Genomic DNA, 26,107 nt, shown 5'->3' on the forward strand with positions numbered 1-26,107 from the left:
GGCGGGGGCGGGGGCTGGGGGGGCGGGGGCCGGAGGGGTGGTGGGCGCGGCGGGGGCCGAAGGGGCGGAGGCGCGCGCGGGGGCGGGGGCGGGTGACGGGGTGCCGGGTGCGGCCGGCGAGGGGGAGGCCGCGCGCGGGGTCTCGCTCTCGATGCGGTCGACGAGCGCCACGGCGCCCGCCGCCGCGGCCGCGCGCAGCGCCTTCTCGCGATGCGCGCGGGCCCGCCCGGTCTCCCCCATGGCCGCCGCGAGCAGGGCCAGATGCCGGTGGACCGGGCCGCGGACCGCCGCACCGATGCCCTCGACCGCGAACAGGCCGGCGTACGGCGCGAGGAGGTCGTGGACGAGCGGCGCGGCCGGGTGGGTGCCCAGGGCGCCCACGGTCTCCGCCGCCTGCGCGACCATGGGCAGCCACTCGCTGTCCCGGGGTTCGCGGCCCAGGCGCGGCGCCACCGCCGACAGGCGGCGCGCGGCGTCGTCGAGACGGCCGTGCTGAGCGGCGACCAGGGCGAGCGAGACGCGGGGCCACAGGCCGGGGAGCACGTCGAGCGGGGGCATCGCGGCCATCAGCCGGTCCATCGCGGCGAGGTCGCCGGTCTCGGCGTACAGGCACCACCGCTGGGTGCCGGCCAGCAGCGCCGCGTTGCCGCTGCCCGCGGTGCGGCCGAGCTCCTCGACCTCGTCGAGAGCGGCGGCGCAGTCGTCGAAGCGGCCCTCCATCAGGGCGCGGGTGCCCTTCCACAGGGGGACGTACCAGGCGTACAGGGGGCGGCGCAGCGGACGTACGGCGGTCGCGTAGGCCTGGGTCTCGGCGTCCGCCGCCGCGAAGTCGCCCCTCTCCATGAGCGCGACCAGCCGCAGCCGGCGGCCCAGCAGTTCGAGGGCCGGGTCGGGCACGGCGCGAGCGATGGCGACGATCTCGGTCGACCAGTCCAGCCGGTCGCCGCACCGGTCGGGCCCGGAGCGCGCGTCGCACAGGGCGGCGAGCGCGGGCCCGAGCGTCGCCGGATCACCCACCGCACGCGCGGTGGCCACCGCCTCCTCCGCGAGCCCGACCCGCACCTCCTCCCCCTCGACCCACGCGACCGCCAACGAGAGCCGCGCGGTCACGGCGGCCCGAAGAGCTGGGTACGTCCGCGGATCGGGCCCGGCGGGCGGGCTGCCGGGGGCGGAGGCCGACTGCGCGGGAGGCGGGCCGGCGGCGGCTGCGGCCGACAGCCCGGCAGGCGGACCGGCGAAGGCTGGAGCGGGGGCCGCCGGCCCGGCAGGCGACCCATCGAAGGCCGGAACCGACCGCCCGGCAGGCGGGCCGTCGAAAGCCGAAGCCGACAGCCCGGCAGACGGCCCGTCCGAAGCCGGAGCGGAGGCCGGGGCGGACGCCGGGGCCGACAGGCCGGCCGGATGCCCGGGGGAAGCCGGGGCGGGAAGGGCTTCCGGCAGCCTGGCAGGTCGCCCGTCGCCAGCCGGGGCCGACAGTCCGTCGGAAGTCTGGGCCGGTGTCCGGTCGGGCGGGGCGAGAGCTGCGCGGGCCTCCGTGAGGAGGGTGATCTGTTCGTGGTCCTCCAGGTCGACCTCGAAGCCGACCGGACCGGTGCCCAGTCCGAGCGCGGCCCGCGCCAGCAGGTCCGGGCGGCCGGTCGCGCGGGCGAGTGCCGCGGCGCTGAGGAACGCGGCGCGGGCGGCGTCCCGCTCCCCGGTGCCGAGCCGTGCGGAGCCGAGCCCGAGCAGCACCTCCGCCCTGTCCGGCCCACCCCGGGCGCCCCCGCCGCAGGCGTCCACCGCCCGCTCGTACCACCGGGCCGCGTCCTCGAAGGCGTACAGGGCCTCCGCGCGGGCCGCCGCCTCGCGGGCGAAGCGGGCGGCCTCGGGGGCGTGGTCGGGGCCGGCCAGCAGCAGATGGTGGGCCACCTCCGCGGGGGCGGTGTCGCGGCCCCGGCGGGCGTAGCCGGCGAGCACGCCCGCCGCCGCCGCGTGCAGCTCCGCCCGCTCGCCGGGCGGCAGCGCCCCGTACACCGCCTCCCGCAGCAGATCGTGCCGGAAGGCGCCCCGGTCGGCGGCGTCCTCGGCGAGCAGCTGCGCCCCGGCCGCCTCCCCGAGCACGTCCCGCACCTGCGCCATCGGGACCGCGGCGGTCTCCGCCAGCACGTCGAGGCGGAACCGGGTCCCGAGGACGGACGCGACGCCCAGCACCCGGGCCGTGCGCGCGGAGAGCTCCGCGAGCCGGGCCCGGACCGCCGTGCGCACGGCCGCCGACGACGCCTCCCGGTCGAGCACCGCGCCCGGCCCCCGCACCCGCAGCAGCTCCGTCAGGAAGAACGCGTCGCCCCCGGTGCGCCGCAGCAGCGCCCGCACCTCGTCGCCGCCCGGCGCGGTGCCCGTCGCGGCCTCGACCAGCTCGGCGACGTCCGGTTCGGCCAGCGGGCCCAGCGGCAGGCAGCGGCCCCGGCGCAGCAGCTGGGCGCGGGCCCACTCGCGGCCCTGCCAGGCGGTGTCGTCGTCGCGGGCCGTGGCCAGGAACAGCACGGGCGCGCCCCGCGCGGTGTCGGCGCTCTCCAGGAGCAGCCGCAGCGAGGACGCGTCCGCGGCGTGCACGTCGTCCAGGACGAGCAGCAGCGGCCGCCGCTGCGCCGCCGTGGCCAGCAGTTCGGCGACGTCACCGGTGAGCCGCAGCCGCGCGGCCTCGGGGTCGGCGGGCGAGCCGTCCACGCCGCCCGGACGGGATCCCACGGCGGCGCCGTCCATCGCGCCGGCCATGAGGGCGCGCAGCGGCGGTGACGCGGCGACCAGCCGCCCGCACCGCACATCGTCGGCGCCGAGTTCCCGCAGCAGCCGCGACCAGGGCCTGAAGGCCCGCCCGGCGGTCTCCGGCGGGCACCAGGTCCACAGGGCACGGAAGGCACCCGCGTGGGCGGCGGCCTCCTCGGCGGTCCGGGTCTTGCCCGCGCCGGCCGGGCCGGTGAGCGTGACCAGCCCGCCGCGGCCCGCCGCCGCCTGCTCCAGCGCGGCCCGGAGCTCGCCCAGCACGTCCTCGCGTCCCACGAACGGGTACCCCGCCACCGCCATGGCACCTTCCCGCGTCCGACCTCACCCGTGCGCCTCCGGCGCCTCCTTCCGAGCCTAGGCACGGGTGTCCCGCGGCGCCGCCCCGCCGCGCCCGGACCCGGCGCGGGCGCCGCGGGCGTACGCCCCCGCGGCCGGCGCGGCGCCCCGCGCGCCGCCGCAACGCGCCCCGCGGTCACCTTCAATTCCCGTGGCCGCTACGAGCCGTTGGGGCAGGATGGGGTGCCATGACCTCTCCGTACGACCTCTCGCACGACGTTCCGCGCCCTTCGCACGACGTTCCGCGCCCTTCGTACGACGTCACCGCCACCGCGTCCGGCGACGGGGCACCCTCGGCCCCGGCCCCCCGCGGCGCCGCCGCCCCCGTCGTCCTGGACCGCCACGACGGCCCCCACGGCGAGGTCGTGCTGCGGCAGTACGGGGACACGCTCCAGATCATCGCCAACGGGTGCTTCCTCATGGACACCTCCGACGGCCGCTCCGAGCGGCGCCTGGTCGACGCGGCCAGGGAGGCGCTGGACCTCCGCGAGAGGCCCGAGGCGTCCGCGGTCCCGCGCCCACGCGCCCGGCCCGCCGTCCTCATCGGCGGCCTCGGTGTCGGCTTCTCGCTCGCGCACGCGGCGGCGGATGCGCGCTGGGGCCGTATCACCGTTGTCGAGCGGGAACGTGCGATCATCGGCTGGCACCACGACGGACCGCTGGCCCCGCTCACCGCCGAGGCGCTCGCCGATCCCCGCACCGAGATCGTGGAAAGCGATCTCGTGGCGTTCGTCAATGAGACATCGGACACGTTCGACGCGTTGTGCCTCGACATCGACAACGGCCCCGACTGGACCGTCACCGAGGGCAACGACAGCCTGTACACTCCGGCCGGACTCGCAAGCTGCGCAAGGGTGTTGAGGCCCGGCGGAGTGCTGGCGGTGTGGTCCGCGCGGCCCTCTCCGGAATTCGAGGGAACCTTGTGGAATGCCGGGTTCCAACGGGTGCGTACCGAAGAGATCCCCGTTGCCCGGGGCGTTCCCGACGTCGTCCACCTCGCCGTACGACCCGGATAGCAAACCGGCGGTAACTCCCCGTACCCTGCAACCCTGACGCGGATCATTCAAGCGTCAATCGCAGTCATGGGATCACCCCACTGGTTCCGGAAAGCAACTTCAGGGGCGGGCGATGGAGCAGACACACACCACCCACAACGGCACGGCGACGGCCACTCAAGGCGCACAGCGCAGAGTGCTGGTCGTCGAGGACGACGCGACGATCGTCGACGCCATCGCGGTCCGTCTGCGTGCCGAGGGATTCGTCGTGCAGACCGCGGTCGACGGCCCGTCGGCCGTCGACACCGCCGAGGCCTGGCAGCCCGACCTGCTGATCCTCGACATCATGCTGCCCGGCTTCGACGGGCTCGAGGTCTGCCGCCGGGTACAGGCGCAGCGGCCGGTCCCGGTGCTGATGCTGACCGCGCGGGACGACGAGACCGACATGCTGGTCGGCCTCGGCGTCGGCGCCGACGACTACATGACCAAGCCGTTCTCGATGCGGGAGCTGGCGGCGCGGGTGCACGTGCTGCTGCGCCGCGTGGAGCGCGCGACGGTCGCCGCGACCACGCCGCGCTCGGGCATCCTGCGCCTCGGCGAGCTGGAGATCGACCACGCGCAGCGCCGGGTGCGGGTGCGCAGCGAGGACGTCCACCTGACGCCCACCGAGTTCGACCTGCTGGTCTGCCTGGCGAACACGCCGCGCGCGGTGCTCTCGCGCGAGCAGCTGCTGGCCGAGGTGTGGGACTGGGCGGACGCCTCCGGCACCCGCACGGTCGACAGCCACATCAAGGCGCTGCGGCGGAAGATCGGCGCCGAGCGGATCCGCACGGTGCACGGCGTGGGCTACGCGCTGGAGACCCCGACGCCATGAGCGGCGGCCGGGACGCACCGAGAAGCCCCAGGGAGCCCTGGGGCGGCGTACGGCCGTTCTCGATCAAGACCAAGCTGGGCGCGCTGGTCGTGATATCGGTGCTGATCACCACCGGTCTCTCGATGATCGCGGTGCACACCCAGACGGAGATCCGCTTCATCACGGTCTTCTCGATGATCGCCACCCTGCTCATCACGCAGTTCGTGGCGCACTCGCTCACCGCGCCGCTGGACGAGATGAACACGGTGGCCCGGTCCATCTCGCACGGCGACTACACCCGCCGGGTGCGGGAGAACCGCCGTGACGAGCTGGGCGACCTGGCGCAGACGATCAACGTCATGGCCGACGAGCTGGAGGCGCAGGACCAGCAGCGCAAGGAGCTGGTCGCCAACGTCTCGCACGAGCTGCGCACCCCGATCGCGGGCCTGCGCGCCGTGCTGGAGAACGTCGTCGACGGCGTCGCCGAGCCCGACACCGAGACCATGCGCACCGCGCTGAAGCAGACGGAGCGGCTCGGCCGGCTGGTCGAGACGCTGCTGGACCTGTCCCGGCTGGACAGCGGGGTCGTCCCGCTGCGCAGGCGGCGCTTCGAGGTGTGGCCGTACCTCTCGGGCGTGCTGAAGGAGGCCAACATGGTCGTCTCGGCGCGCCGGGGGCTCGCGACCGGGTCCGGCACCCACACGCGGACGGACGTGCATCTGCACCTGGACGTGTCGCCGCCGGAGCTGACCGCCCACGCGGACCCCGAGCGCATCCACCAGGTCGTCGCCAACCTGATCGACAACGCGGTCAAGCACAGCCCGCCGCACGGCCGGGTGACGGTCAAGGCGCGCCGCGGCCCGCAGGAGACGCTGGAGCTGGAGGTCCTGGACGAGGGTCCGGGCATCCCGAAGTCGGAGTGGCACCGGGTCTTCGAACGGTTCAACCGGGGTTCGGTCAGCCGGCCGCACGGGCCGGGCAGCGACGGCGGCACCGGGCTGGGGCTCGCCATCGCGCGGTGGGCGGTCGATCTGCACGGCGGCCGTATCCGGGTGGCCGAATCCGAGCGGGGGTGCCGGATCCTCGTCACCCTTCCGGGAGACTCGTCCGGCACAAAGTTGACGTAAAGTTCGAATGGCTGACCCGAGATCCCCGGCCGTCGGCGCCGGTGGACACGTGTGATCAGCCACAGGCCCGCACGCTTAGCGTGCCGGGTCCGCACCGCCGTAGGCGTTTGACAGCGGAACCACGCTTGTTTCCCGCCATATACAGCGGCGAAACACGGTTTTCGATGTGACTTACGCGACGATGAACCGGCCCGACCTGACCTTCGCGGTCTTGGAGGCGTAGCCTTTATTCCCGCTGTCCATCACCTTGTGAAGCGGAAGAGGGCGGTTCTCGCCGTGTCGCCACAGTCCCCCAGTAACGCCTCGAGCATCTCGACCGACGCCGACCAAGCGGGTAAGAATCCCGCTGCCGCGTTCGGTCCGAACGAGTGGCTCGTCGACGAGATCTATCAGCAGTACCTCCAGGACCCGAATTCGGTAGACCGTGCCTGGTGGGACTTCTTCGCCGACTACAAGCCAGGGGCCGCTGCCGGCTCGGCTCCGGCGGGTACTGCGGCCGCGGGGGCCGCAGGGACCACCACCCCGGCCCCGGCCGCTCCTGCGCCCGCGCAGCCCGCCGTACCGGCTCCCGCGCCCGCCGCCGCCCAGCCCGCGGCCGCAGCCCCGGCGCCCGCGCCCGCCGCACCCGCGGCCCCGGCTCCCGCCCCGGCCCCCAAGGCCGCCGCGAAGCCCGCGCAGGCCCAGCCGAAGGCCGCGCCCGCGCCCGCCGCGGACGGCCCGGAGTTCGTGACGCTGCGCGGCCCGGCCGCCGCGGTCGCCAAGAACATGAACGCCTCCCTGGAACTGCCGACGGCCACCTCGGTCCGCGCGGTCCCGGTGAAGCTGCTGTTCGACAACCGCATCGTCATCAACAACCACCTCAAGCGGGCCCGGGGCGGGAAGATCTCCTTCACGCACCTGATCGGCTTCGCGATGGTGCAGGCCATCAAGGCCATGCCGTCGATGAACTACGCCTTCGGCGAGAAGGACGGCAAGCCGACCCTCGTCAAGCCGGCGCACGTCAACCTCGGCCTGGCCATCGACCTGGTGAAGCCCAACGGCGACCGCCAGCTCGTCGTGGCCGCCATCAAGAAGGCCGAGACGCTGAACTTCTTCGAGTTCTGGCAGGCCTACGAGGACATCGTCCGTCGCGCCCGCGACAACAAGCTGACGATGGACGACTTCACCGGTGTCACGGTCTCCCTGACCAACCCCGGCGGCCTCGGCACCGTCCACTCCGTGCCGCGCCTGATGCCCGGCCAGGCGGTCATCATGGGCGTCGGCTCCATGGACTACCCGGCGGAGTTCCAGGGCACCTCCCAGGACACCCTGAACAAGCTCGGCATCTCGAAGGTCATGACGCTCACGTCGACCTACGACCACCGGGTCATCCAGGGCGCCGCCTCCGGCGAGTTCCTGCGCGCCGTCGCCAACCTGCTCCTCGGCGAGAACGGCTTCTACGACGACATCTTCGAGTCGCTGCGCATCCCTTACGAGCCGGTCCGCTGGCTGCGGGACATCGACGCCAGCCACGACGACGACGTCACCAAGGCCGCCCGCGTCTTCGAGCTGATCCACTCCTACCGGGTCCGCGGCCACGTCATGGCCGACACCGACCCGCTGGAGTACCGCCAGCGCAAGCACCCCGACCTGGACATCACCGAGCACGGCCTCACCCTGTGGGACCTGGAGCGCGAGTTCGCCGTCGGCGGCTTCTCCGGCAAGTCCCTGATGAAGCTGCGCGACATCCTGGGCGTGCTGCGCGACTCGTACTGCCGCACCACCGGCATCGAGTTCATGCACATCCAGGACCCCAAGCAGCGCAAGTGGATCCAGGACCGCATCGAGCGCCCGCACAGCAAGCCGGAGCGCGAGGAGCAGCTGCGCATCCTGCGCCGCCTGAACGCGGCGGAGGCCTTCGAGACCTTCCTGCAGACGAAGTACGTCGGCCAGAAGCGCTTCTCCCTGGAGGGCGGCGAGTCCGTCATCCCCCTGCTCGACGCGGTCCTCGACTCGGCCGCCGAGTCGCGCCTGGACGAGGTCGTCATCGGCATGGCCCACCGCGGCCGCCTCAACGTCCTCGCGAACATCGTCGGCAAGTCGTACGCGCAGATCTTCCGCGAGTTCGAGGGCAACCTCGACCCGAAGTCGATGCACGGCTCCGGCGACGTGAAGTACCACCTGGGCGCCCAGGGCACCTTCACGGGCCTGGACGGCGAGCAGATCACGGTGTCGCTGGCCGCGAACCCGTCCCACCTGGAGACGGTCGACCCGGTCATCGAGGGCATCGCCCGCGCCAAGCAGGACATCATCAACAAGGGCGGCACGGACTTCACCGTCCTGCCCGTCGCCCTGCACGGTGACGCGGCCTTCGCGGGCCAGGGCGTGGTGGCCGAGACCCTGAACATGTCGCAGCTGCGCGGCTACCGCACCGGCGGCACGGTCCACATCGTCATCAACAACCAGGTCGGCTTCACCGCGGCCCCCGAGTCCTCGCGCTCCTCCATGTACGCGACGGACGTGGCGCGCATGATCGAGGCCCCGATCTTCCACGTGAACGGCGACGACCCGGAGGCCGTCGTGCGCGTCGCGCGGCTCGCCTTCGAGTTCCGCCAGGCGTTCAACAAGGACGTGGTGATCGACCTCATCTGCTACCGCCGCCGCGGTCACAACGAGTCCGACAACCCGGCCTTCACCCAGCCGCTGATGTACGACCTGATCGACAAGAAGCGCTCGGTGCGCAAGCTGTACACCGAGTCCCTCATCGGTCGCGGCGACATCACGCTGGAAGAGGCCGAGCAGGCGCTCCAGGACTACCAGGGGCAGCTGGAGAAGGTCTTCACCGAGGTCCGCGAGGCCACCGCGCAGCCGGCCGCGCCGCAGTCCCCGGACCCGCAGGCCGGGTTCCCGGTGGCGGTGAACACCGCGATCTCCGCGGAGGTCGTCAAGCGCATCGCCGAGTCCCAGGTCAACATCCCCGACCACTTCACCGTCCACCCGAGGCTGCTGCCGCAGCTCCAGCGCCGGGCGGCCATGGTCGAGGACGGCACCATCGACTGGGGCATGGGCGAGACCCTCGCCATCGGCTCGCTGCTCCTCGAGGGCGTCCCGGTCCGGCTGTCCGGCCAGGACTCCCAGCGCGGCACCTTCGGCCAGCGCCACGCGGTGCTGATCGACCGCGAGACGGGCCTGGACTACACGCCGCTGCTGTACCTGTCCGAGGACCAGGCGCGCTACAACGTCTACAACTCGCTGCTGTCCGAGTACGCGGTGATGGGCTTCGAGTACGGCTACTCGCTGGCCCGCCCGGACGCGCTCGTGATGTGGGAGGCGCAGTTCGGCGACTTCACCAACGGCGCCCAGTCGGTCATCGACGAGTACATCTCGGCGGCCGAGCAGAAGTGGGGCCAGACCTCCGGCGTCACGCTGCTGCTGCCGCACGGCTACGAGGGCCAGGGCCCGGACCACTCCTCGGCCCGCATCGAGCGCTTCCTGCAGCTGTGCGCGCAGAACAACATGACGGTCGCGATGCCGACCCTGCCGTCGAACTACTTCCACCTCCTGCGGTGGCAGTCGCACAACCCGCACCACAAGCCGCTGGTGGTCTTCACCCCGAAGTCGATGCTGCGCCTCAAGGCGGCCGCCTCGAAGACGGAGGAGTTCACGAGCGGGGAGTTCCGCCCGGTCATCGGCGACGACTCGGTCGCCGCGGCCGCGGTCCGCAAGGTCGTCTTCTGCTCCGGCAAGGTCTACTACGACCTCGACGCCGAGCGGCAGAAGCGCGGCATCACGGACACGGCGATCATCCGCGTCGAGCGCCTGTACCCGCTGCCGGGTGCCGAGCTCCAGGCGGAGATCAAGAAGTACCCGAACGCCGAGAAGTACCTGTGGGCGCAGGAGGAGCCGGCGAACCAGGGTGCCTGGCCGTTCATCGCGCTCAACCTGATCGACCACCTGGACCTCGCGGTCGGCGCGGACGTGCCGCACGGCGAGCGCCTGCGCCGCATCTCCCGCCCGCACTCGTCCTCCCCGGCGGTGGGTTCGGCCAAGCGTCACCAGGCCGAGCAGGAGCAGCTGGTGCGCGAGGTGTTCGAGGCGTGAGCCACTGAGCGCCCGCCCTCGGCGGACGCTCTGCCGGGCCCGGTGCCGAGTCTGCGACTCGGGGCCGGGCCCGGCGGCGTTCCGGGCCGTACGACGGGGAGTCGTGCCGGCCGTACGACCGGGGGCGGGTCCGGCCGTGTCCCGGGCCGCCTAACCTGGAGGGGTACGGCCCGAGGCCCCACCGGCCCACCCCCAGGAGAGAGCACCCGTGTACTTCACCGACCGAGGCATCGAAGAACTCGAGAAGCGGCGCGGCCAGGAGGAGGTCACCTTCGAGTGGCTCGCCGAGCAGCTGCGGACGTTCGTCGACCTGAACCCGGACTTCGAGGTACCGGTCGAGCGCCTCGCGACGTGGCTGGCGCGGCTGGACGACGAGGACGACGAGTAGCCACGGATCGGACGAAGGGCGCCCCTGGTGGGCGCCCTTTCTCGTGGGTGGCGGGGCTCTCCTCGTGGGTGGCCGGGCTCTCCTCGTGGGTGGCCGGGCCCTCCTCGTGGGTGGCCGGGCCCTCCTCGTGGGTGGCCGGGCTCTCCTCGTGGGTGGCCGGGCTTCTTCCCTCAGTCGAGCGGGCGTACCAGGTCGTACGTCAGCCCGAGCGCGCCGTGGGCCAGCAGGAGCGCGCCCGCCACGGTCCAGCCGACGCTGCGGCGCCGCAGGCCACGGACGGCGATCGGGAGGCCGGCCACCAGCTGCGCGAGGGCGAGCGCGCGGGCCTGCGGGGTGCCGGCCGGGGGCAGCCAGGTCGCGAGACGGCCGAGCGGGGTCCGGGGCGCGGGTTCGGGGGCGGTGAGCTCGGCGCGGATCGCCTCGCGCAGGCCCGGCCAGCGGACGGGGCGGGCGCCCGGGAGAGCGCTCGCCCGCGCGTAGAGGCGGTCGGCGCCCTCGCCCGGGGCGAGTCCGGCGGGCAGGTCGAGGCCGGTACGGCCGAGGACGGCGAGCAGGGCGCGCAGCCGGGCCCCGCCGTCGGCGCCGGGGGCGGCCCCGGGGAGCGGGACAGCGACGGCCGCGGGGCCGGGGGCCGCGGCGGGCTTGGTGAGCTGCTGGAGGGCCTGCGCGTCGAGGACCGGATCGAGGCCGAGCCGGGTGGCGAAGGTGAGCATCGCCTCGTCCTCGCCGACCGGGGTGCCGTCGGCGAGCCAGATGTAGCCGACGGGGCGGCGGAAGCCGGCGGCCAGGCTGTATCCGGCGCGGTCGGCGTCCCACCAGAGGGCGAGCACGGGCCAGGGCGCGCTGACGGCGAGCGCGGCGGCCCAGCCGGTGGCGACGCGGTCGACCTGCTCGTCGCCGTGCAGCCAGGGCGTGCCCTCGGGGACGAGCAGACTCCATTCGGGGCCCGCGCCGGTGAGCATCAGGGGCTCGCGCAGGAGCTGGGCCGCGGCGGCGACGGAGTCGGGGTCCGCGCGGCAGAGCAGCAGGGCGCCGGGGGCTCCGCCCTTACGGGGTTCCGTCGACATGGTCATACGCTAGGGCACTTTGCGCCCTTATGACCCCATACCCGAGCCCGGCGGGAGCTGGTCGCACTCCAGGAGACCGGGCCAGGGCCACACCCCCCAGGGGCGCGGGGAACTGCGCGACCAGCCACGACGCACCCGCACCGGACCAGACCGGACCAGGCCGCCGAACCCGCGGCAGCGACCCCGGCTCCCCCGAACGAGTGGCTTGACTTTCACCCACCGCGATATATCGTGTTTCTCGTAGGACGCGATATGGCGTGACGCGTCCGCTCGCCTTGTCCGGCCGAGGAGGTCTGCACCATGTCCGAGTGGTCCGTCGCGGAGCCCAGGAAGCTCACCTTCGACGACCCCGTGAGCGAGCTCCACGTACGCATCGTCAGCGGAACGGTGAACGTGGTGGGCACGGACGAGGGTTCCGCCCGCCTCGAGGTCTCCGCCCTGGAGGGCCCGCCCCTGCGTGTGACGCAGCGCGGTGGCACCCTCACCGTGGCCTACGACGACCTGCCCTGGAAGGGCTTCCTCAAGTGGCTCGACCGCAAGGGATGGCGGCGCAGCGCCGTGGTCTCCCTGGCGGTCCCGGCGCAGACCCGGGTGGAGGTCGGCGTGGTCGGCGCGGCGGCGGTGGTCTCCGGGATCGACGGACGCGCCGAGGTCAAGGGCGTCACCGGCGACACGACCCTGGTGGGCCTCACGGGCCCGGTCCGCGCGGAGACGGTGTCGGGGAACGTGGAGGCGCAGGCCCTCAGCGGGGATCTGCGGTTCAACTCGGTCTCCGGCGACCTGACCGTGGTCGAGGGCACGGGCTCCTCCGTGAAGGCGGACTCGGTGAGCGGGTCGATGATCGTCGACCTCGATCCGGCGGGCCGCCCCACCGACATCAGCCTCACCAGCGTCTCCGGGGAGATCGCCATCCGGCTGCCGCACCCGGCCGACGCCCAGGTGGAGGCCAACACCGCGAGCGGCTCCGTCTCCAACGCCTTCGAGGACCTGCGGGTCAGCGGCCGGTGGGGCGCCAAGCGCATCACGGGCCGGCTCGGCGCGGGCAACGGCCTGCTGAAGGCGACGACGGTCTCGGGCTCGATCGCCCTGCTGCGCCGCCCGCCCGGGGAGGACGAGCCCTGGGACGACGAGCCGTGGGAGGCGCCCGAGGACAAGGCGCGGCAGGACGAGGCGCGGGAGGCCGAGGCACGGGAGGCCGAGCGGCGCCGCGACAAGCTCCGCAAGGACGCGCCGGAACAGGACGCACAGCAGGACGAGCGGCGCGACGAGCGGCGCGACGAGCGGCATGACGAGCGGCACGAGGACGCGCCGCGGTACGACGAGCGGCAGGACGGTGAGCCCGGCGACCCGGTGGACGGGGCGCGCGGCGGTTCGGGGGACAATTCCGGTTCCGGCCCCGACGACCGCGCGGCCGACCGTGCGACCGAAGCCCCGTCCGACGGCACCACCGACGGCACGACTGACAAGAAGGTGCTCTGACATGCCTCCCGTCTTCGCCCACGGCCGTCTGCGCCTCTACCTGCTCAAGCTGCTCGACGAGGCCCCGCGCCACGGCTACGAGGTGATCCGCCTTCTGGAGGAGCGCTTCCAGGGGCTGTACGCGCCGTCGGCGGGCACCGTCTACCCCCGGCTGGCCAAGCTGGAGGCCGAGGGCCTGGTCACCCTCACCACCGAGGGCGGCCGCAAGGTGTACGCCATCACGGACGCCGGCCGCGCCGAACTGGCCGACCGCAGCGACGAACTGGCCGATCTGGAGCTGGAGATCCGCGAGTCGGTCGCCGAGCTGGCCGCCGAGATCCGCGCCGATGTGCGCGGCGCGGCGGGCGACCTGCGGCGCGAGATGCGGGCGGCGGCCAGCGAGGCCCGGCGCGGCGGCACCCGGGAGCGCGGGCCGTTCGACTACGGCGAGTTCGGGGACAAGGAGGCGTGGCGCGCCGCCAAGGAGGAGATGCGCCGCGTCAAGCAGGAGTGGAAGGAGCAGGCCCGGCGCGCCAAGGACGAGTCCCGGCGGGCCCGCGAGGAGGCCCAGCGGGCGCGCCACCAGGCCCAGGAGGCGCAGTCCCGTGCCCGTGCGCAGGCGCAGGAGGAGATGCAGCGGATAGCGCGCCGGGTCCAGGACCATGTGCAGGACCACTTCTCGCGGGGCGACTGGCCCACGGGGGTGCGCGAGGGGCTGACCGAACTGGCCAAGGAATTCGGCGAGTTCGGGAAGGACTTCGGCAAGGAGGTCGGCAAGGACTTCGGGTTCGGGCGTCCGGGTGGCGCCGGCAACGCGAAGGCGGCGCCGACGGCCGACTACACCCAGACCCCGGAGGACTTCCCCGCGGAGTACGTGCCGTCATGGGCCCACGAGGACTCCACCGGCGACCCGGCGCGCGATCTGGACCGGCTGCTCGACCGCTTCCGCGACGACATCCGTGACGCGGCCCGGGACCACGGCGTCACCTCCGACCAACTGCGCGACGCCCGCCATCAGTTGTCGATGTCGGCGGCGCGGATCGGGGCGATACTGCGGGGGCGCGGGGTCTGATCCGCACTCCGGCCGAGAGCCGCTCAGCAGCACCCCGCACCCCTGGCCGAGCCATGCCGCAGCCCCCAAGGGGCGCGGGGGACTGCGCGAGAAACCACGCCGAACCCGCACCTTCCGAGCCGACCGCAGGTCACCCCGCCTTGGCGGTCTCCCTCCCGCCCCCTCCCCCGTTCTCGCCCGCGCCGAGTACCCGGGTCAGGGACTCGTGGGTGACGCCATGGTCGGCGAGGACCTCCGCGGGGACGCCCGGCAGGACGGTCAGGGCGAGCAGCAGATGCTCGTCGCCGACATGACGGTCCCGGCGGGCCACCGCCTGACGCACCGCCCGCTCCAGCACGTGCTTGGCGGAGCGGCTGAAGGAGCGCCGCCCGAAGGTCCGTCCGCCCTGGTCGGCGTGGTCGCCGGACATCGCTCCGACCCCGTGCGCCTCCTCGATCCGGGAGACGATCTCGAGGACGTCGATCCCGAGCCCGGCGAGGGCGTCGGCCTCGGCCCGGGACAGTCCGGCGCGGCGCCTCGACTCGGTGACGGCCCGCGCCACGGAGTCCTTGCGGTCGGCGAGTCCTAGGGCGGCCAGGGCGAACGAGGCGCGGCTGCCCTCCCGGTCGAGCACGGCGAGCAGCAGGTGCTCGGCGTCGAGGGCCGGGGCGCCCGCGCGCTCGGCGTGCTGCATCGCGCCGTCCACTACGGCGCGCGCGTCCTTGGTGAACCGTTCGAACATCAACGCCTCCCGTATTTCTTGTGCACGGCCTGCCTGCTCACTCCGAGTTCCGCGGCGATCTCCTGCCACGACCAGCCCTGGTTGCGGGCGTTGCGCACCTGCACCGTCTCCAGTTGCTCCAGCAGCTTGCGCAGCGCGGCGACGGCGCGGAGCCCGACCCTCGGGTCACGGTCGCCCGCGCGCTCGGCGAGATCCGTTGCTTCGGTCATGCTGTCAACTTACGTTGACACGCCGAGGGATGTCAACCGGAGTTGACGCCAGCGGCACGCGAAAGGCGGGCCCGGAGATCCGGACCCGCCTGAAGGGGCGCAGAGAGCCGTCAGGAGCCGGCGGTGAGGACGATCTTTCCGAACTGGTCGCCCGACTGGAGCCGTTCGAAGCCCTCGCGGGCCCGGTCGAGCGGCAGGATCTCGTCGACGACCGGCCGCACACCGGTGGCGGCGCAGAAGGAGAGCAGGTCCTCCAGCTCGTCCTTGGTGCCCATCGTGGAGCCCACGATCTTCAGTTCGAGGAAGAAGACCCGGGTGAGCTCGGCGTGCGAGGGGCGGTCACCGCTGGTGGCGCCGGAGATGACGAGCGTGCCGCCGGGCCGCAGCGACTTGACCGAGTGGGACCAGGTGGCCGCGCCGACGGTCTCGATGACCGCGTCCACCCGCTGCGGCAGCCGCGCACCCGGCTCCACCGCCTCCACGGCGCCCAGCTCCACCGCCCGCTTGCGCTTGGCCTCGTCGCGGCTGGTGGCGAAGACGCGCAGCCCGGCGGCCTTGCCGAGGACGATCGCGGCCGTGGCCACACCACCGCCGGCACCCTGGACGAGCACCGAGTCGCCGGGCCGGACCCCGGCGTTGGTGAAGAGCATCCGGTAGGCGGTCAGCCAGGCGGTGGGCAGGCAGGCGGCCTCCGCGAAGGAGAGCTCCTTGGGCTTGGGCAGGATGTTCCAGGTGGGGACGGCGACCTGCTCGGCGAAGGTGCCCTGGTAGCGCTCGGTGAGGATGGAGCGGGGCTCCTTCGGGCCGACGCCGTGCCCGGACTGGCCGATCACGGAGTGCAGGACGACCTCGTTGCCGTCCGCGTCGACTCCGGCGGCGTCACAGCCGAGGATCATCGGCAGCTTGTCCTCGGCGAGGCCCACGCCGCGCAGGGACCAGAGGTCGTGGTGGTTGAGGGAGGCGGCCCGGACGTCGACGGTGCTCCAGCCGGGCCGGGCCCCGGGAGCCGGGCGGTCCCCCAACTCAAGGCCGTTCAGCGGCTGGTCGCGGTCGATTCGGGCGGCGTAGACGGCGAACATGACCTTGACGATAGGTCGCCCGCCCGGCGGAAGGAACCGGGCGCGCCTGTGACACATGCCCTCTTGCGACCGCCCCCCTTCCGGACACGGAAATGGCCCCGTCCGAGGACGGGGCCATTTCCGGTGATCATCGGCCGGGCGTCAGCGCCGGGCCACGCCCTCCGCGCGGGCCGCCGCCGCGACGGCCGCGGTGACCGCGGGCGCGACGCGCTCGTCGAACGGCGAGGGGATGACGTAGTCGGCGGCGAGGTCGTCCCCGACGACCGCGGCCAGCGCCTCGGCCGCCGCGATCTTCATGCCCTCGGTGATCCGCGACGCCCGCACCTGCAGGGCGCCCGCGAAGATCCCGGGGAACGCCAGCACGTTGTTGATCTGGTTCGGGAAGTCGGACCGCCCGGTCGCGACGACCGCCGCGTACTTGTGGGCGATCTCCGGGTGCACCTCGGGCGTGGGGTTGGCCATGGCGAAGACGAACGCGCCCTTGGCCATCGACGCGACGGCCGCCTCGGGCACCGTACCGCCGGAGACGCCGATGAAGACGTCCGCGCCGGACAGCGCCTCCTCCAGCGACCCGGTCAGCCCGGCCTTGTTGGTGAAGCCGGCGAGCTCCCGCTTGACCGGCGTGAGGTCGTCCCGCTCGCGGGAGACCACGCCCTTGCGGTCGGCGACCGCGACGTCCCCGATGCCGGCCTCGACCAGCATCTTGGCGATGGCGACGCCGGCCGCCCCGGCGCCGGAGATCACCGCCCGCAGGTCGCCGACGCTCCGGCCGGTCAGCCGCGCCGCGTTGCGCAGGGCCGCGAGCGTGACGACCGCGGTGCCGTGCTGGTCGTCGTGGAAGACCGGGATGTCGAGCCGCTCCTGGAGCTTGCGCTCGATCTCGAAGCACCGCGGTGCCGAGATGTCCTCCAGGTTCACGCCGCCGAAGGACGGGGCGAGCCGGACGACGGTCTCCACGATCTCGTCGGCGTCGGTGGTGGCGAGCGCGATCGGAACCGCGTCGACACCGCCGAACTGCTTGAAGAGGATCGCCTTGCCCTCCATCACCGGGAGGGAGGCCTCGGGGCCGATGTCACCGAGCCCGAGCACGGCGGTGCCGTCGGTGACGACGGCCACGACCGAGGATTTCCACGTGTAGTCGTGGACGAGGTCCGGCTGGTCCGCGATCGCGGTGCACACGCGAGCGACGCCGGGGGTGTATGCGAGGGACAGGTCGTCCTTGTCGCGGATCGGCACGGTGGCCTGCACAGCCATCTTGCCGCCACGGTGCAGCGCGAACGCCGGATCGAAGGAATCGAGGGGCTCGGCCCCGCCGTCCTGATCCGTATTGCTGTCGCTGCGAGGATTGACGATCTCCGCTGCCACTTTTGTTTACCCCTTAAATATTCATGGTTTGAGGGTGGCCACTCCTGGTTGAGGGGTGGGCGGGACCGCATATGACCCAGTTGACTGTTACGTACGGGTACATACGCGACGGGCGCGCCGCACACGCGCCCTGTGCCCCGGATGAGGGGTGTAAGGATCCTTCTTACCGGACGGACGGCTCGGACGACGAGTGCATTAGGCGCAAGGTCACATTCCAGGAACGGAAGCGCGACCCCGGCGGCGGAGAGCCGCGGCCAAACGGGGCATAAGCACACATCGACCGTACTCCAGCAGCTTCAGCGCATCACCGGATGCGCCGAAGATCTTCCGGCCGGAGGAAACGAGCACCGCAGATGGTGCGGCCTCGATGTACCGAACTGATCTGGTTCGGGGGTCGCCCGTTATGCGATTTTGACATATGAGGCCCCCTGGATGCCGCAGTCCGAATGGCAAGATGCCGTAATCACACGAGGTCGCGACACCCGAAGGTGTGTGTTCTCGTCGACCGATCGGCAGTTCCACTCATCCGCCGGAGGAACCCACCATGACCGCAAGCTCCACCCGTCGTACCACCGCTGCGCACTCCCGGCTTGCCGCGGTCGGTGCGATCGCGGTCGCCGGGGCCCTGCTGCTCACCGGCTGTGGCGACCAGACCAAGGACAACAACTCCTCCAACAGCTCGTCGAGCAGCGCTCCGCTGGCCTCCAAGCTCCCGCAGTCGGTCCGCGACAAGGGCACCATCAAGGTCGGTTCCGACATCGCCTACGCCCCGGTGGAGTTCAAGGACTCCTCCGGCAAGGCGGTCGGCCTGGACCCGGACCTCGCGGCCGCCATGGGCAAGCAGCTCGGCGTGAAGCTGGAGTTCGAGAACGGCACGTTCGACGGCCTGCTCACCGGTCTGCGCTCGGGCCGCTACGACATCGCGATGTCGGCGATGACGGACAACAAGAACCGTCAGGACGGCGTCGACCCGGACACCGGCAAGAAGGTCGGCGAGGGCGTGGACTTCGTCGACTACCTGACCGCCGGTGTCTCGATCTACACCCGCAAGGGCGACACCAAGGGCATCACCGGCTGGTCGGACCTGTGCGGCAAGAAGATCGCCGTCGAGCGCGGCACCGTCTCGGAGGACCTCGCCAAGGCCGAGGCCAAGAAGTGTCCGAGCGGCAAGAAGCTCACCATCGAGCCCTTCGACGACGACCAGCAGTCCCAGACCCGCCTGCGTTCCGGCGGTGTGGACGCGGCCTCCTCCGACTTCCCGGTCGCCGCGTACGCGGTGAAGACCTCCGGCGGCGGCAAGGACTTCGAGGTCGTCGGCGACCAGGTCGAGGCGGCGCCGTACGGCATCGCCGTGGCCAAGGACCAGACGCAGCTGCGTGACGCCCTCCAGGCCGCGATGAACGCGATCATCAAGAGCGGCGAGTACCAGAAGATCCTCGACAAGTGGGGCGCCGGCGACGGCGCCGTCAAGGAGTCGGTGATCAACGGCGGCAAGTGACCGGCGGGAACTGACGGCCACTGAGAGGCAACACCCGTGACTGACACCAAGAACACGGCCGGGGAGCAGGACGCTCCCCGGGCCGGGGCCGAGGCCATCAAGGCCATCCCGGTCCGCCACTACGGGCGATACGTATCCGCGGTCATCGCCATCGGGCTCCTCGTCGCGATCGTCTACGCGTTCGGCCAGGGCAAGATCAACTGGCACGCGATCCCGGACTACTTCTTCGACCACCGGATCCTGACCGGCGTCTACAAGACCCTCCTGCTGACGGTCCTGTCGATGGTGATCGGCATCGTGGGCGGCATCGTGCTGGCCGTGATGCGGCTGTCGAAGAACCCGGTGACCTCGTCGATCTCCTGGTTCTACATCTGGTTCTTCCGCGGCACCCCGGTCCTGGTCCAGCTGTTCCTCTGGTTCAACCTGGGCCTGGTCTTCGAGTACATCAACCTCGGTCCGATCTACAAGGACTACTGGTCGAACTTCATGACGCCGCTGCTGACGGCGCTGCTCGGCCTGGGTCTGAACGAGGCCGCGTACATGGCCGAGATCTGCCGCGCGGGTCTGCTCGCGGTGGACGAGGGCCAGACCGAGGCGGCGCAGGCGCTCGGCATGGGGCACGGCAAGACGCTGCGCCGGGTGATCATCCCGCAGGCGATGCGCGTGATCGTGCCGCCCACGGGCAACGAAGTCATCAACATGCTGAAGACGACCTCGCTCGTGGCGGCCGTCCAGTATCCCGAGTTGTTCCGCTACGCCCAGGACATCGGCCAGAACTCCGGTGCCCCGGTGGAGATGTACTTCCTCGCCGCCGCCTGGTACCTGATCATGACCTCGATCCTGAGCGTGGGCCAGTACTACGTCGAGCGGTACTACGCCCGGGGCTCCAGCCGCCAGTTGCCGCCGACGCCGTGGCAGAAGGTGAAGGCCGGCGTGTTCTCCGTGCGCAGGCCCAAGGGAGCGGTGGCATGAGCGACGCACTGAACAAGACGCAGGACACTCCTCCGCGGGACTCCGTCGCGATGGTCAAGGCGGAGGGCGTGCACAAGTCCTTCGGCCACCTGGAGGTGCTCAAGGGCATCGACCTGGAGGTCAAGCCGGGTGAGGTGTTCTGCCTCATCGGCCCCTCCGGCTCCGGCAAGTCGACGTTCCTGCGCTGCATCAACCACCTGGAGCAGATCAACGCGGGCCGGCTGTACGTCGACGGCGAGCTGGTCGGCTACCGCCAGCAGGGCGAGAAGCTCTACGAGCTGCGGGACCGCGAGGTCGCGATGAAGCGCCGGGACATCGGCATGGTCTTCCAGCGCTTCAACCTGTTCCCGCACATGACGGCGATCGAGAACGTCATGGAGGCGCCGGTCCAGGTCAAGAAGCAGAGCAAGAGCCAGGCGCGGGAGCGGGCGATGACCCTGCTGGAGCGGGTCGGCCTCGCCGACCGGGCGGGGCACTACCCCTCCCAGCTCTCGGGCGGCCAGCAGCAGCGGGTGGCGATCGCCCGGGCCCTCGCCATGGACCCGAAGCTCATGCTGTTCGACGAGCCGACCTCGGCCCTGGACCCGGAGCTGGTCGGTGACGTCCTCGACGTCATGCGCGACCTCGCCGAGTCGGGCATGACCATGGTCGTCGTCACCCACGAGATGGGCTTCGCCCGCGAGGTGGGCGACAGCCTGGTCTTCATGGACGAGGGCGTGGTGGTCGAGTCGGGTCACCCGCGTGACGTCCTGACGAACCCGCAGCACGAACGCACCCAGTCGTTCCTGTCGAAGGTTCTCTGAGACACGCGCGAAGGGCGGTACGGAGCCTCCGTACCGCCCTTCGGCGAGTTCCGGCCCGCCCGCTACCTGAGCGCGAGCAGGAGGGTGTCCGACGGGGAGCACCACACCGGGCGGGCCTCGGCGAAGCCCCTGTCCCGCAGGACGCGCGCGTGCTCGTCGGCGGAGGGCGTGTCGCCGTCCGCGTGCTCGCCGTAGATCTCGAAGCGGCGGGCCGTGGGCCCGGCGAGGACCGGGTCGGCCGCGGCCAGCTGCCACCACTCGGCCCAGTCCAGCGCGCCGTCGCGCCGGGCGTGGTCCATCAGGGCGTGCCGCCGGGCGCTCTCGGCCGCGTTGATGCGGGGCGTGGTGCGGTCGGTCATCCGGTCCGCGTTCATGAAGACACCGCCGACGCGGACCAGGTCCGCGACCTGCCCGTAGAGCGCCGCGAGGGGTTCGCTGTGCAGCCAGTGCAGGGCCGTGGCGGTCAGGACGGCGTCGTAGGAGTCGTACGGCAGCCTCGTGGTCCAGTCGGGGTCCTTGAGGTCGGCGGCGACGAGCACGACGCGGTCGTCGCCCGCGAAGGTGCCCTCGGCGATCGCGAGGAGGGCCGGGTCGAGGTCGACGCCGGTGCTGGTGGCGCCGGGGAACCTGCGCAGCAGCCGGGCGGTGATGCTGCCGGTGCCGCAGGCCAGGTCCAGTACGCGGGGTGTCGTGCCGACGCAGGCCTCGACCATGTCGAGCATGATCCGGAACCGGTCCTCGCGGTCCGGCATGTACCACTCCTGCTGGCGGTCCCAGCTCTCCTGCCAGGCCGCCCAGTCGGCGCCCGGCGCCGCCGTGTCCGCGTCCGTCATCGAACCCCTCCACCCCGTCGGTCCCGTAATACCCTGGATGCACGACCGGCTGTTACCCGACCGCATCGACGACCATAGAGCGCCTGCGTAAGGACTACAAGTGGAACTGGCCTATTACTCGGACTACGCCGTACGACTCGTGAACAGCGAGGAGCCGGCCCGGGGCAAGGACTCGCTCACCTCGGTCGAGGCCGTCCGCGAACTCTTCGGCGCGAACGCGTCCGCGGCCCGCCGCACGACCGACGCCGACGTCACGCGGTTCCGTTCGGTGCGCGCCCGGCTGCGTTCGGTCTTCGCGGCGGCGGACTCCGGCGACGAGACGCTCGCCGTGGACCTGCTGAACTCGCTGCTCCTCGAGTTCCCGGTCAGCCCGCAGATCTCCGGGCACGACCACCGGGACGAGGACGGCCGCCCGCTGTGGCACATGCACCTCGCCGACCACCCCTCGAACGCGACCGCGGGCTACGCGGCGATCGCGGCCATGGGCCTGGCGTTCCATCTCACCGAGTACGGCGTCGACCGGCTCGGCCTGTGCGAGGCCGCGCCCTGCCGCAACGCCTACCTCGACACCTCGACCAACCGCTCCCGGCGCTACTGCTCCGACCGCTGCGCCACCCGGGCGAACGTGGCCGCCTACCGGGCCCGCAAGCGCCTGGAGGCCGACCGGTCGGCGAGCACCGGCCTGGCCGCCGACAGCGCCCAGCCCAGCAGCGCCAGCGGAGAGCGGCTGCCCGACCGCGGCGGCCGGTAGCGAAAGCGCACCCGCCCGAGGATCAGCTCCTCGGGCACGGTGCCGTAGTCGGTGCTGTCACCGCCCGCGTACGCGTTGTCGCCGAGCACCCACCAGCCGCCCTCCCGGCGTTCGGCGGCGCGCTTGACGACGAGCAGGTCCTGCTGGAACGGGTGGCGCAGCACGACGACGTCGCCCGGCCGCACCCTGGCGCCGTAGTGCACCAGGAGCCGGTCCCCGTGGTGGAGCGTGGGCACCATCGACGGCCCCGTCACCTCCGCCACCCCGAAGGGCGCCATCGCCCTTCCGCGCTCGGTCTCCTGCGACAGCTCCGGCATCCCGGCACCTCCCCGGTCCGATCCTCCACCAGTCTCAGTCTGACCCTGGACTTTTGTCCTAAGCCCATGGGGGCACTCGAGAAAACCGTCCTCGCAGGGAGTAATGTCCCACCTGAGAAGACGATCACGAGGAAGGAATGCTCCATGCTTTCCCGCCTGTTTGCCCCCAAGGTCAAGGTCAGCGCGCACTGCGACCTGCCCTGCGGTGTGTACGACCCGGCCCAGGCCCGCATCGAGGCGGAGTCGGTGAAGGCCGTGCAGGACAAGATGGCCGCCAACGACGACCCGCACTTCCAGGCGCGTGCCACCGTCATCAAGGAGCAGCGCGCGGAGCTCGCGAAGCACCACGTCTCCGTGCTCTGGAGCGACTACTTCAAGCCGCCGCACTTCGAGAAGTACCCCGAGCTGCACCAGCTGGTCAACGACACCCTGAAGGCCCTCTCGGCCGCCAAGGCGTCCACCGACCCGGCCACCGGTCAGAAGGCCCTGGACTACATCGCCCAGATCGACAAGATCTTCTGGGAGACCAAGAAGGCCTGACGCCTTCGCCGTCCCGAAGGGCCCGTCCGGATCTCGATCCGGACGGGCCCTTCGGCGTGTCCGGGGACGCCCGCCCGTCGCGGCCCCCGGGCCCGTGCGCGCGCGTGGGATGCTGAGGGCATGGGTGACATGAGCACGGAGGACCTCGTCCGACTGCGGCGGACCCGTGACCGCATGGACCGGGAGTACGCCGAGCCGCTCGACATGGCCGAGCTCGCGCGCACCGCGCTGATGTCGCCCGGTCACTTCCAGCGCAGTTTCCGCGCGGCCTACGGCGAGACGCCGTACAGCTATCTCATGACCCGGCGCATCGAGCGCGCGAAGGCGTTGCTGCGGCGCGGCGATCTGAGCGTGACCGAGGTGTGCCTCGCCGTCGGCTGCACCTCGCTCGGCTCCTTCAGCTCCCGCTTCACGGAGCTGGTGGGCGAGACCCCGAGCGCCTACCGCTCCCGCCCGCACGAGGAGAGCGCGGTGATCCCCTCCTGCGTGGCCCGCACCTTCACCCGCCCGCGCCGGCACGGCCCCCGCCCGCCGGTGGGCGACACCCGCTGAAGACCTGGGCGAACGGGGCGCGAAAGCGGTACGGCCGCTCTAGCGTGAGGGCATGGATCTGAAACTCAGGCAGTGCTTCATCGCCGTCGACGACCATGACAAGGCGCTCGCCTTCTACCGCGACGTCCTCGGCCTGGAGGTCCGCAACGACGTCGGGTTCGAGGGGATGCGGTGGGTGACGGTGGGCTCGCCGCTCCAACCCGACGTGGAGATCGTGCTGGAGCCGCCGGGCGCCAGCCCCGACGCCTCCCCCGCCGACCGGCTGGCCATCGCCCAGCTGCTCGCCAAGGGGATGCTGCGCGGCGTCATCTTCACCACGGCGGACTGCGACGCCCTCTACTCCCGGGTCGAGGAGTCCGGCGCGGACGTCATCCAGGAGCCGACGGACCAGCCGTACGGCGTGCGGGACTGCGCGTTCCGGGACCCGGCGGGGAATCTGCTGCGCTTCATGGAGCGGGCCGGGGCCTGAGGCCCCGCGCCGGGACCCGCGCGGGCCGACGGCTGAGGCTCCGCGCCGGGACCCGGGCCCTGCCCGGCCGCGCGGCGGTCAGGCTCCCGGCGCCAACCGGGCGGCACGGGCGCGGAGATAGCGCTGCTCGGGCAGGCTGAGGGTGCGGGCGGCCGCCGACTCGTAGGCGGCGCGGGCGGCTTCGGCGTCGCCCGCCCGCTCCAGCAGATGCGCCCGCACCGACTCCCAGCGGTGGTGGTCCGTCAACTCGGGCCGCAGCAGATCGAGTTCCCGCAGCCCCGCCTCCGGCCCCCGGACCATCGCCACGGCCACCACGCGGTTGAGCCGCTCCACCGGGCCGGGCACGAGCCGCACCAGGACGTCGTAGAGGCCGAGGATCTCCGCCCAGTCGGTGTCGGCCGCGCCGGGCGCCTCGTCGTGCACGGCGGCGATCGCGGCCCGCAGCTGGTAGGGGCCGGGCGTGTGCGCGCGCAGCGCCTCCGTGACCAGGGCGACGCCCTCCGCGATCGCCGCCCGGTCCCAGCGGTCGCGGTCCTGTTCGTCGAGCGGGAGCAGTTCGCCGTGCGGGCCGCTGCGCGCCGCCCGGCGGGCGTCGGTGAGCAGCATCAGCGCCAGCAGCCCGGCCACCTCGGCGTCCTGGGGCAGCAGCCGGTGCACGGTACGGGTCAGCCGGATCGCCTCGTCGGCGAGGTCGCGCCGCTGCAGGTGTGCGCCGGAGGTCGCCGTGTAGCCCTCGTTGAAGATCAGGTAGAGCGTCTGCAGGACGGCGGGCAGGCGCTCCGCCCAGGTGTCCGGTCGGCCGAAACGCACCCCGCGCACCTTCGCCTTCGCCCTGCTGACCCGCTGCGCCATGGTCGCCTCCGGCACCAGGTGGGCGCGGGCGATCTCGGCGGTGGTGAGCCCTCCCACGGCCCGCAGGGTCAGCGCGATCTGCGCCTGCGGGGTGAGGCGGGGGTGGCAGCACAGAAAGAGCAGGGCGAGCGTGTCGTCCTCGCGCGGGGCCCGGTCCGCGCCGGGCGGCGGCGCGGTCAGGGCGTCGCGCGGCAGCAGCGCCTCGGCGCGCTCCTCGCGCCGGCGCCGCGCGTCCTCGGCGCGCAGCGCGTCCACCAGCCGACGCGCGGCGACCTTGATCAGCCAGCCGCGCGGGTTGACGGGCACCCCGTCCGCGGGCCACTGGCGGGCCGCGGCCAGCAGCGCCTCCTGTACGGCGTCCTCGGCGGCGTCGAAGTGGCCGTAGCGCCGGACCAGCGCGCCGAGGACCTGCGGCGCGTGGGTGCGCAGCAGGTCCTCGACCTCGGTCGGACGGCTCATGACCGGTCGGCGGGGATCAGATGTCCCCGGCGCCGTCCAGGACGGCCCGGATGACGACGGGATAGCTGGTGATCCCCTTCGGGCCCGGACAGCGGGCGGCACGCTCGGCGATCTCGGTGACCCGCTCCAGGCTCGCGCACTCCAGCACCCAGTAGCCCGCCATCACCTCCTTGGTCTCGCCGTAGGGGCCGTCGGTGATCACGGCCTTGCCGTCGTCGCCGACGGTGACCGTGCGGGCCTGCGCCGGTTCGGCGAGTCCCTGGGCGTCGATCAGCTCGCCGGTCTCCGCGAGGTCGTCGCTGATCGCGCCCATGTGCGCGTACATGGCCTGGAGTTCCGTCGCGCTCCACGCCGGCGCGTGCTCGGAGGCCCGGCCGCGCATGCCCTCGTAGTCCGCCTGGGTGCCCCGCACCATGACCAGGTACTTCATCGATCCGCTCCTTCACCTCGCACCGCCCGTCCGGGCGGCTCTCACAGGGGACGTCGGAGCCGCGACGGCGCTCTCGACACGGGCCGCGCAGTTCGCCCGCGCTTTTTCTCAGCGTAGG

The 26,107-nt window shown here is 72.6% G+C and carries 24 protein-coding genes; 14 read left to right on the plus strand and 10 right to left on the minus strand.

Features of this window, described 5'->3' with window-relative positions; genetic code table 11:
• On the minus strand, positions 1-3,063 hold a 3,063-nt coding region (locus WN71_RS14860), incomplete at its 3' end, for an ATP-binding protein (protein ID WP_071369843.1).
• A gap of 224 nt (positions 3,064-3,287) precedes the next feature.
• Here WN71_RS14860 and WN71_RS14865 point away from each other — a divergent pair.
• The 5 genes from WN71_RS14865 (at position 3,288) to WN71_RS14885 (ending at position 10,542) form a co-directional block, all read left to right on the plus strand.
• A complete protein-coding gene (locus WN71_RS14865) occupies positions 3,288-4,115 on the plus strand; it encodes a spermidine synthase family protein (protein ID WP_240529664.1) in 828 nt (275 codons plus the stop codon).
• A gap of 112 nt (positions 4,116-4,227) precedes the next feature.
• The gene (locus tag WN71_RS14870; RefSeq protein ID WP_046590569.1) at positions 4,228-4,968 is read left to right on the plus strand and encodes a response regulator transcription factor; all 741 of its coding nucleotides are present in this window, start codon (positions 4,228-4,230) and stop codon (positions 4,966-4,968) included.
• A complete protein-coding gene (locus tag WN71_RS14875; protein ID WP_046590570.1) occupies positions 4,965-6,074 on the plus strand; it encodes a sensor histidine kinase in 1,110 nt (369 codons plus the stop codon). The genes WN71_RS14870 and WN71_RS14875 overlap by 4 nt, the downstream gene beginning before the upstream one ends.
• A 276-nt stretch (positions 6,075-6,350) precedes the next feature.
• Positions 6,351-10,154: a multifunctional oxoglutarate decarboxylase/oxoglutarate dehydrogenase thiamine pyrophosphate-binding subunit/dihydrolipoyllysine-residue succinyltransferase subunit gene (locus tag WN71_RS14880; protein WP_071369844.1), complete on the plus strand. Its 3,804-nt coding sequence runs from the start codon at positions 6,351-6,353 to the stop codon at positions 10,152-10,154.
• A gap of 208 nt (positions 10,155-10,362) precedes the next feature.
• Positions 10,363-10,542 carry a DUF6104 family protein gene (locus WN71_RS14885; protein WP_010476542.1) on the plus strand — a complete coding sequence of 60 codons (180 nt, stop codon included), beginning with the start codon at positions 10,363-10,365 and terminating at the stop codon, positions 10,540-10,542.
• A 170-nt stretch (positions 10,543-10,712) separates the two neighbouring features.
• Here the strand turns inward: WN71_RS14885 and WN71_RS14890 are convergent, their stop codons facing one another.
• Positions 10,713-11,609 (minus strand): hypothetical protein, encoded by an 897-nt coding sequence (locus tag WN71_RS14890; RefSeq protein WP_046586688.1) that lies wholly within the window; start codon positions 11,607-11,609, stop codon positions 10,713-10,715.
• Positions 11,610-11,909: 300 nt separating this feature from the next.
• On the opposite strand from WN71_RS14890, the gene WN71_RS14895 reads away from it, so the two are divergent.
• On the plus strand, positions 11,910-13,088 hold the full coding sequence (locus WN71_RS14895) for a DUF4097 family beta strand repeat-containing protein (protein WP_046586581.1): 1,179 nt from the start codon (positions 11,910-11,912) through the stop codon (positions 13,086-13,088).
• A 1-nt stretch (position 13,089) separates the two neighbouring features.
• Positions 13,090-14,139: a PadR family transcriptional regulator gene (locus WN71_RS14900; RefSeq protein WP_046586583.1), complete on the plus strand. Its 1,050-nt coding sequence runs from the start codon at positions 13,090-13,092 to the stop codon at positions 14,137-14,139.
• 130 nt (positions 14,140-14,269) lie between these two features.
• Here the strand turns inward: WN71_RS14900 and WN71_RS14905 are convergent, their stop codons facing one another.
• The 4 genes from WN71_RS14905 to WN71_RS14920 all read right to left on the minus strand — a co-directional run bounded on the left by WN71_RS14905 (position 14,270) and on the right by WN71_RS14920 (position 17,513).
• Positions 14,270-14,860: a Clp protease N-terminal domain-containing protein gene (locus WN71_RS14905; protein WP_046586585.1), complete on the minus strand. Its 591-nt coding sequence runs from the start codon at positions 14,858-14,860 to the stop codon at positions 14,270-14,272.
• Positions 14,860-15,069: an HTH domain-containing protein gene (locus tag WN71_RS14910; RefSeq protein ID WP_046586587.1), complete on the minus strand. Its 210-nt coding sequence runs from the start codon at positions 15,067-15,069 to the stop codon at positions 14,860-14,862. The genes WN71_RS14905 and WN71_RS14910 overlap by 1 nt, the downstream gene beginning before the upstream one ends.
• A gap of 110 nt (positions 15,070-15,179) precedes the next feature.
• The gene (locus WN71_RS14915; RefSeq protein WP_046586589.1) at positions 15,180-16,148 is read right to left on the minus strand and encodes a zinc-binding dehydrogenase; all 969 of its coding nucleotides are present in this window, start codon (positions 16,146-16,148) and stop codon (positions 15,180-15,182) included.
• A 141-nt stretch (positions 16,149-16,289) separates the two neighbouring features.
• Positions 16,290-17,513 (minus strand): NAD(P)-dependent malic enzyme, encoded by a 1,224-nt coding sequence (locus WN71_RS14920; protein ID WP_046586590.1) that lies wholly within the window; start codon positions 17,511-17,513, stop codon positions 16,290-16,292.
• A gap of 544 nt (positions 17,514-18,057) precedes the next feature.
• On the opposite strand from WN71_RS14920, the gene WN71_RS14925 reads away from it, so the two are divergent.
• Genes WN71_RS14925 through WN71_RS14935 form a run of 3 tightly spaced genes read left to right on the plus strand, consistent with a single transcriptional unit; the run spans position 18,058 to position 20,786 of the window.
• Complete coding sequence (locus tag WN71_RS14925) at positions 18,058-19,011, plus strand: ABC transporter substrate-binding protein (protein WP_046586592.1); 954 nt, start codon at positions 18,058-18,060, stop codon at positions 19,009-19,011.
• Positions 19,012-19,047: 36 nt separating this feature from the next.
• A complete protein-coding gene (locus tag WN71_RS14930; RefSeq protein ID WP_046586594.1) occupies positions 19,048-19,983 on the plus strand; it encodes an amino acid ABC transporter permease in 936 nt (311 codons plus the stop codon).
• A gap of 50 nt (positions 19,984-20,033) precedes the next feature.
• The gene (locus WN71_RS14935) at positions 20,034-20,786 is read left to right on the plus strand and encodes an amino acid ABC transporter ATP-binding protein (protein ID WP_046586689.1); all 753 of its coding nucleotides are present in this window, start codon (positions 20,034-20,036) and stop codon (positions 20,784-20,786) included.
• Positions 20,787-20,848: 62 nt separating this feature from the next.
• Here WN71_RS14935 and WN71_RS14940 read toward each other — a convergent pair whose 3' ends face one another.
• The gene (locus tag WN71_RS14940; RefSeq protein WP_046586595.1) at positions 20,849-21,619 is read right to left on the minus strand and encodes a class I SAM-dependent methyltransferase; all 771 of its coding nucleotides are present in this window, start codon (positions 21,617-21,619) and stop codon (positions 20,849-20,851) included.
• Positions 21,620-21,719: 100 nt separating this feature from the next.
• On the opposite strand from WN71_RS14940, the gene WN71_RS14945 reads away from it, so the two are divergent.
• A complete protein-coding gene (locus WN71_RS14945; RefSeq protein ID WP_046586597.1) occupies positions 21,720-22,370 on the plus strand; it encodes a CGNR zinc finger domain-containing protein in 651 nt (216 codons plus the stop codon).
• Here WN71_RS14945 and sodX read toward each other — a convergent pair.
• On the minus strand, positions 22,253-22,687 hold the full coding sequence (gene sodX / locus WN71_RS39810; protein WP_079177870.1) for a nickel-type superoxide dismutase maturation protease: 435 nt from the start codon (positions 22,685-22,687) through the stop codon (positions 22,253-22,255). The genes WN71_RS14945 and sodX overlap by 118 nt on opposite strands.
• 144 nt (positions 22,688-22,831) lie before the next feature.
• Between sodX and sodN the strand changes: the two genes are divergently transcribed.
• The 3 genes from sodN (at position 22,832) to WN71_RS14960 (ending at position 24,248) form a co-directional block, all read left to right on the plus strand.
• A complete protein-coding gene (gene sodN, locus WN71_RS14950) occupies positions 22,832-23,227 on the plus strand; it encodes a superoxide dismutase, Ni (RefSeq protein WP_019075224.1) in 396 nt (131 codons plus the stop codon).
• A gap of 129 nt (positions 23,228-23,356) precedes the next feature.
• Positions 23,357-23,779, plus strand: a complete 423-nt coding sequence (locus WN71_RS14955; protein ID WP_046586691.1) for a helix-turn-helix transcriptional regulator — start codon at positions 23,357-23,359, stop codon at positions 23,777-23,779.
• A gap of 52 nt (positions 23,780-23,831) precedes the next feature.
• Entirely contained in the window at positions 23,832-24,248 is a 417-nt protein-coding gene (locus tag WN71_RS14960; RefSeq protein WP_046586608.1) for a VOC family protein, read from the plus strand.
• A gap of 78 nt (positions 24,249-24,326) precedes the next feature.
• On the opposite strand, the gene WN71_RS14965 is transcribed toward WN71_RS14960, so the two are convergent.
• Both WN71_RS14965 and WN71_RS14970 read right to left on the minus strand, forming a co-directional pair.
• Positions 24,327-25,559 (minus strand): RNA polymerase sigma factor, encoded by a 1,233-nt coding sequence (locus WN71_RS14965; protein ID WP_046586610.1) that lies wholly within the window; start codon positions 25,557-25,559, stop codon positions 24,327-24,329.
• Positions 25,560-25,575: 16 nt separating this feature from the next.
• Complete coding sequence (locus WN71_RS14970; protein WP_046586613.1) at positions 25,576-25,989, minus strand: YciI family protein; 414 nt, start codon at positions 25,987-25,989, stop codon at positions 25,576-25,578.
• Positions 25,990-26,107: the final 118 nt, after the last annotated feature.

It is taken from the genome of Streptomyces mangrovisoli, from assembly GCF_000974985.2.
Taxonomy (GTDB): domain Bacteria; phylum Actinomycetota; class Actinomycetes; order Streptomycetales; family Streptomycetaceae; genus Streptomyces; species Streptomyces mangrovisoli.

Coding starts and splice junctions, on each gene's coding strand:
- WN71_RS14865 (WP_240529664.1), top strand. CDS start 3,288: ATGACCTCTCCGTACGACCTCTCGCACGACGTTCCGCGCCCTTCGCAC.
- WN71_RS14870 (WP_046590569.1), top strand. CDS start 4,228: ATGGAGCAGACACACACCACCCACAACGGCACGGCGACGGCCACTCAA.
- WN71_RS14875 (WP_046590570.1), top strand. CDS start 4,965: ATGAGCGGCGGCCGGGACGCACCGAGAAGCCCCAGGGAGCCCTGGGGC.
- WN71_RS14890 (WP_046586688.1), bottom strand. CDS start 11,609: ATGTCGACGGAACCCCGTAAGGGCGGAGCCCCCGGCGCCCTGCTGCTC.
- WN71_RS14895 (WP_046586581.1), top strand. CDS start 11,910: ATGTCCGAGTGGTCCGTCGCGGAGCCCAGGAAGCTCACCTTCGACGAC.
- WN71_RS14900 (WP_046586583.1), top strand. CDS start 13,090: ATGCCTCCCGTCTTCGCCCACGGCCGTCTGCGCCTCTACCTGCTCAAG.
- WN71_RS14905 (WP_046586585.1), bottom strand. CDS start 14,860: ATGTTCGAACGGTTCACCAAGGACGCGCGCGCCGTAGTGGACGGCGCG.
- WN71_RS14910 (WP_046586587.1), bottom strand. CDS start 15,069: ATGACCGAAGCAACGGATCTCGCCGAGCGCGCGGGCGACCGTGACCCG.
- WN71_RS14915 (WP_046586589.1), bottom strand. CDS start 16,148: ATGTTCGCCGTCTACGCCGCCCGAATCGACCGCGACCAGCCGCTGAAC.
- WN71_RS14925 (WP_046586592.1), top strand. CDS start 18,058: ATGACCGCAAGCTCCACCCGTCGTACCACCGCTGCGCACTCCCGGCTT.
- WN71_RS14935 (WP_046586689.1), top strand. CDS start 20,034: ATGGTCAAGGCGGAGGGCGTGCACAAGTCCTTCGGCCACCTGGAGGTG.
- WN71_RS14940 (WP_046586595.1), bottom strand. CDS start 21,619: ATGACGGACGCGGACACGGCGGCGCCGGGCGCCGACTGGGCGGCCTGG.
- sodX (WP_079177870.1), bottom strand. CDS start 22,687: ATGCCGGAGCTGTCGCAGGAGACCGAGCGCGGAAGGGCGATGGCGCCC.
- sodN (WP_019075224.1), top strand. CDS start 22,832: ATGCTTTCCCGCCTGTTTGCCCCCAAGGTCAAGGTCAGCGCGCACTGC.
- WN71_RS14955 (WP_046586691.1), top strand. CDS start 23,357: ATGAGCACGGAGGACCTCGTCCGACTGCGGCGGACCCGTGACCGCATG.
- WN71_RS14960 (WP_046586608.1), top strand. CDS start 23,832: ATGGATCTGAAACTCAGGCAGTGCTTCATCGCCGTCGACGACCATGAC.
- WN71_RS14965 (WP_046586610.1), bottom strand. CDS start 25,559: ATGAGCCGTCCGACCGAGGTCGAGGACCTGCTGCGCACCCACGCGCCG.
- WN71_RS14970 (WP_046586613.1), bottom strand. CDS start 25,989: ATGAAGTACCTGGTCATGGTGCGGGGCACCCAGGCGGACTACGAGGGC.